1 protein-coding gene is annotated in these 607 nt (G+C 20.8%); it reads left to right on the forward strand.

From position 1 onward, the window contains the following. A partial coding sequence (locus tag GQX97_RS14005; RefSeq protein ID WP_232473444.1) for a DUF6198 family protein occupies nucleotides 1-303 on the forward strand: 303 nt, incomplete at its 5' end. Between the last annotated feature and the right edge of the window lie 304 nt (nucleotides 304-607).

A 607-nucleotide genomic window follows, 5' to 3' on the forward strand; every position in this document is an offset into this window, starting at 1 on the left:
ATAGCATTATCAAATAGATGCGGACTTCCTATAATACCTACAGATTTGTTTCCAAGAGAATTATCAAATATAATAAGAGTGCCTTATGCAAAAGTAAAGATAATATTTGATGTAACTTGTCTTTTAACAACAGCGGTACTTACATTTCTTTGTTTAGGTCATATAAAAGGTCTTGGAATAGGTACTGTGCTTGCAGCTTTTACGATGGGTAAGTCTATTTCTTTTATAGGAAAAATACTTGATAAAAAGCTAGAATTTATCCCATATATAAAAAAACTATTTCACAAAAAAAATGAAGTGTAATTTTTTATTAAAAATATTTTAAAATTATTATAAATTTCTAATATTTAGATTATTATCTATGAGATATAAAATGAAGTAGTTTAAGAAATAATATAAAGAAAAGAAAAGACTAAATTATTAAAAATATTATAATGCAATTCTTATTAATCTGTATTATATTGACATAAGTATTTTATATGTTAAAATAAAACAAAAATCTAAAATATTTATTAATTTTATGCTATACAATAATTATGAACATCTTATAAATAAAATAGTTCGTATTATACCTATAAAAAAACATAGAGATAATTTAAGAAATATA

This window comes from Brachyspira sp. SAP_772 (assembly GCF_009755885.1).
GTDB lineage: Bacteria > Spirochaetota > Brachyspiria > Brachyspirales > Brachyspiraceae > Brachyspira.